Raw genomic sequence first — 4,321 nt, 5'->3', positions numbered from 1 at the left:
GCGAACGACAGCCGGGCCATGACGGGCCGCGGCGGCCTGCGCCCCACGCGGCGCCCCTCGTCGCGCAGGACGGCCATCGCGGCGGGGTACGCGGCGGAGGTGCCGATGCCGAGCAGCAGCCGGGAGACGATGAGCCAGCCGAAGGTGGGGGCGAACGCGCCGACGAGACCGGAGGCGCACACCACGACGAGCCCGGCGAGGAAGACGCGGCGCGGTCCGAGGGCGTCGGCCAGCTTGCCGAGCACGGGCTGGGCGACGGCGCTGGCGAGGTAGAGCACGGAGATCAGCCAGGCCGTGTCGGCGGCGCCGATCCCGAAGGTGTGTCCGATCGCCACCAGAGCGGTGGAGATCATCGTGGTGTTGAGCGGGTTGAGCACCGAGCCGAGCAGCAGCGGCGCGGTGAGCCGGGCGCGGAATCCGGGCTGTTCCCCGGTCGCGGCCGCTGGGGCGGCGACGGGCGTGGTCGTTATCTCGCCCGTATCACCGCTCACTTCTGCACCAGCCGCTCCAGGAGCAGGGTCGCTTCGGCGAGGGTGCGCCGCTCGGACGCGTCGAGCTCGTCGGCGAGGGCCTGAGCGAGCCAGCCGTGCTTGGCGGCGCGTACGGAGTCGAGGGTGGCGCGGCCGCTCTCGGTGATCGACATGACGGACTGGCGCCCGTCGTGCGGGTCCGGGGAGCGCGTCACGAAGCCCTGCTCCTCCAGCGCGCCGACGGTCAGGCGCATGGACTGCGGCCGGACGTACTCGGAGCGGGCGAGCGCCGCGGTGGTGGCGGGGCCCTCCGTGCCGAGGCGGGCCAGGACCGTGCGCTGGGTGGGCGTGAGGAGGCTGTCCGGCGACGCGCTGCGCAGTCGGCGCGAGAGCCGCCCGACGACGGTGGCGAGATCGGCCGCGATCCGCTCGGTGGGCGGCTCCGCGGCCGCGGGTCCCTGCGTTCCTGACATGCCCCCACCGTAAGAGATAGACAGGAAGCCTTGCAAGTTTCCCTTACGATCATGACGATCATGCGGCGCTCGGTACGCGGGAGGAGGCTCAGGGTGCGAGCGCCCCGAGCAGGGTCCGTGCGCACAGGTCGCGCACCTGCGTACGGGTCAGCTCCGGCGCGTCGAGCCAGTCCAGACAGACCGCGACGAGGAAGGCGAGCCAGCCGCGCACCGCGAGCCGCAGCTCCGCCGGCTCGGGGAGACGGCCGTCGAGCTGGGGATCGGCGGCCAGCGCGGCCATGATCTGCGCCTCGTGGGCGGCGAGGCCTTCCCGGTACACGGTGCGCACGACGGGATCGCCCGCCGCCTCGGCGCGGTGGAAGGCGCGAAAACCCTGCGCATGCGAGGCGACGTACTCCAGGAAGGTGTCCAGGCCGGTGCCGAGCTGGTCGCGCACCGGGACGCCGGGGACGGCCGCGGTCAGCCGCAGCATCCGGGTGCTCTCACGGCGGACGACGGCGGCGAAGAAGTCCCGCTTCGTCGGGAAGTAGTGGTAAAGCAGCCCGCGGGAGACGCCCGCGATCTCGGCGACCTGCTCGATCCACACGTCGTCGTACGGGTCCTGCGCGAACAACTTGGCACCCACGGACAGCAGTTGCTCGCGCCGCTCCGCGGTGCTCAGCCTGCGCCGCGTCCGCTCCCCCGTCGTCCGCGCTCCCCCTCGCTCTGCGCTCATGCGGGCACCCTACCTGGACCTGTACCGGCTTACTTGACGTCGGTTCAACAACGGGACCACACTATGGCGCATTATTGAATCCACGTCTAACAAGGCGCGAGAGCGGGCCCAACCGGCCGGTCGCGCAAGGGAGATGGGCACGATGGCGCAGGTGACACAGTCGGCGGCAGGCGTGCTGCCACGGGGCTTTCGCGGTGCCGAGCAGGGCTGGCCGCGCCTCGACCGGATTCCGCACCCGCCGCGCCGGGTGCCACTGATCGGCGACGTGATGGGCGCCAACGTCCGTACGCCGCTGCAGGATTCGATGCGGATCGCGACGCAGCTCGGCCCGATCTTCCGGCGCAAGGGGTTCGGCAAGGAGATCGTGTTCGTGGCGGGCGCGGAGCTGGCCGCGGAACTGGCGGACGAGGCGCGGTTCGCCAAGCACGTCGGGCTCGGGGTCGCGAACCTGCGGCCGGTCGCGGGCGACGGCCTGTTCACGGCGTACAACCACGAACCCAACTGGCAGCTGGCGCACGACATTCTGGCACCCGGCTTCAGCCGGGAGGCGATGGCCGGGTATCACCCGCTGATGCTGGACGTGGCGGGCCGGTTGACGGCCGCGTGGGACGCGAGCGAGGCCGCCGGACGCACGGTGGACGTACCCGGTGACATGACGAAGCTGACGCTGGAGACCATCGCGCGCACCGGCTTCGGCCATGACTTCGGGTCCTTCGAGCGCGAGCGCCCGCATCCGTTCGTGACGGCGATGGTCGGCGCCCTGTCGTTCGCGCAGCGGCGCAACGTGGTGCCGCCGCTGCTGTCCTCGGTGCTGCTGCGCGGTGCCGAGAAGCGCAACGCGGCGGACCGCGCGTATCTGAACCGGACGGTCGACGAGGTGATCGCCGCGCGCCGCGCCTCGGCCGGCGGCCCCGGCGACCTGCTCGACCGGATGCTCGACATCGCCCACCCCGACACGGGCGAGCGGCTCGCACCGGAGAACATCCGCCGCCAGGTGATCACGTTCCTGGTCGCCGGGCACGAGACGACCTCGGGCGCCCTGTCGTTCGCGCTGCACTACCTCGCGCAGGACCGGGCCGTGCTGGCGAAGGCGCAGGAGGAGGTGGACCGGGTCTGGGGCGACGTGGACGTACCGGCGTACGAGCAGGTCGCCAAGTTGCGTTATCTGCGACGGGTGTTGGACGAGTCGCTGCGGCTGTGGCCGACGGCGCCGGCGTTCGCGCGCGAGGCGGTGGCCGACACGACGCTGGGCGGGCGGCACCCGATGCGGCGCGGCGCGTGGGCGCTGGTCCTGACCACGATGCTGCACCGCGACCCGCAGGCGTGGGGCGCCGACCCCGAGGTCTTCGACCCGGAGCGGTTCGCGCCGCAGGCGGTGCGCGCCCGCCCCGCACACGTCTTCAAGCCGTTCGGCACCGGGGCGCGGGCCTGCATCGGCCGCCAATTCGCCCTGCACGAGGCGATGTTGGTCCTCGGCCTGCTGCTGCGCCGCTACGACCTGCACCCGGAGCCCGGCTACCAGCTGCGCATCACGGAGCGACTGACACTGATGCCGCACGATCTGCGACTGTGCCTGACCCGCCGCTGATCTTCCGGCCGGTCGGCCCGCCTCGTAGGCTGCGCCGATGAGTGTCACGCGCACGGAACCGGCCGAGGAGAGTGCCGCGGCGGCCCTCGGGCCCGATCCCGGCACGCCCGACGAGCGGGGTCCGGTCCGCTACTTGTGGTGGTTGGTGACCCGGCAGCGAGGGCGGGTCACGGCCGGCGCCCTGCTCGGCAGCCTGTGGATGGTCGGGCTCACGCTTCCCCCGTACGTCCTGTCGCGCGCCATCGACGACGGTCTCCTCGGCGCCGACTCCCGTGCCCTGTACGGCTGGTGCGGGGTACTGCTGGCGCTCGGCGCGGTCAACGCGTGGCTCGCGATCATGCGGCACCGCACGATGACCCGGGTCCGGATGGACGCCACTTTCCGTACGACGCGGCTCGTCACCCGGCACGCGACCCGGCTCGGTGCCGTGCTCCCCGGCCGGGTCGCGGCCGGGGAGGTCGTCACCGTCGGCGTCGGCGACGTGGCCCGGATCAGCCAGACCCTCACCCTCACCGGCCCCGGGGTCGGCGCCGTCGTCGCGTACGCCGTGGTGGCCGGGCTGCTCCTGTCGATCTCGGCGCTCCTCGCCGTGGTGATCCTGCTGGGCGTGCCGCTGCTCGCCGGCTGCCTGGGCCCGCTGCTGGGCCGGCTGCAGGGCGTGGAGTCCGGCTACCGGGACCGCCAGGGCGTCCTCGCGTCACGGCTGACCGACCTCGTCGGCGGCCTCGGCGTGCTGGCCGGGCTCGGCGGCAAGGACGTGTACGCGCGGCGGCTGCGCCGCGACACCCGAAGGCTGCGCGACGAGGGCTACCGGGTGGCCCGGGTGATGAGCTGGGTCCAGGCACTCGCGGTCGGCCTTCCGGCGCTGTTCCTCGCGTGCGTGACCTGGCTGGGCGCGCGCATGGCGGCTCAAGGGCAGCTGTCCGTGGGCGAGTTGGTGGCCGCGTACGGCTATGTGGCGATGCTGGTCGTTCCGGTGCAGTTCTTCATCGAGGGCGGCTACGACCTGGGGCGGGGGCTCGTCTCGGCCCGCCGGGTGCTGCGGTTCCTCGCGCTCGCCCCGGCGGGCGCCGGG

At 73.2% G+C, this 4,321-nt stretch carries 5 protein-coding genes; 2 read left to right on the top strand and 3 right to left on the bottom strand.

What is annotated here, in order from left to right; genetic code table 11:
* The 3 genes from G3I40_RS28890 to G3I40_RS28880 all read right to left on the bottom strand — a co-directional run.
* A partial coding sequence (locus G3I40_RS28890) for an MFS transporter (protein WP_343245046.1) occupies positions 1–491 on the bottom strand: 491 nt, incomplete at its 3' end.
* Positions 488–943: a MarR family transcriptional regulator gene (locus G3I40_RS28885; protein ID WP_164305438.1), complete on the bottom strand. Its 456-nt coding sequence runs from the start codon at positions 941–943 to the stop codon at positions 488–490. The genes G3I40_RS28890 and G3I40_RS28885, both read right to left, overlap by 4 nt.
* A gap of 88 nt (positions 944–1,031) precedes the next feature.
* Complete coding sequence (locus tag G3I40_RS28880; protein WP_164305436.1) at positions 1,032–1,658, bottom strand: TetR/AcrR family transcriptional regulator; 627 nt, start codon at positions 1,656–1,658, stop codon at positions 1,032–1,034.
* A gap of 142 nt (positions 1,659–1,800) precedes the next feature.
* On the opposite strand from G3I40_RS28880, the gene G3I40_RS28875 reads away from it, so the two are divergent.
* Both G3I40_RS28875 and G3I40_RS28870 read left to right on the top strand, forming a co-directional pair.
* A complete protein-coding gene (locus G3I40_RS28875; protein WP_164305434.1) occupies positions 1,801–3,246 on the top strand; it encodes a cytochrome P450 in 1,446 nt (481 codons plus the stop codon).
* Between the two features lie 37 nt (positions 3,247–3,283).
* A partial coding sequence (locus G3I40_RS28870) for an ABC transporter ATP-binding protein (protein ID WP_164305432.1) occupies positions 3,284–4,321 on the top strand: 1,038 nt, incomplete at its 3' end.

The organism is Streptomyces sp. SID14478 (assembly GCF_010548525.1).
GTDB lineage: Bacteria > Actinomycetota > Actinomycetes > Streptomycetales > Streptomycetaceae > Streptomyces.
This window is presented reverse-complemented; position numbering and strand designations above follow the sequence as displayed.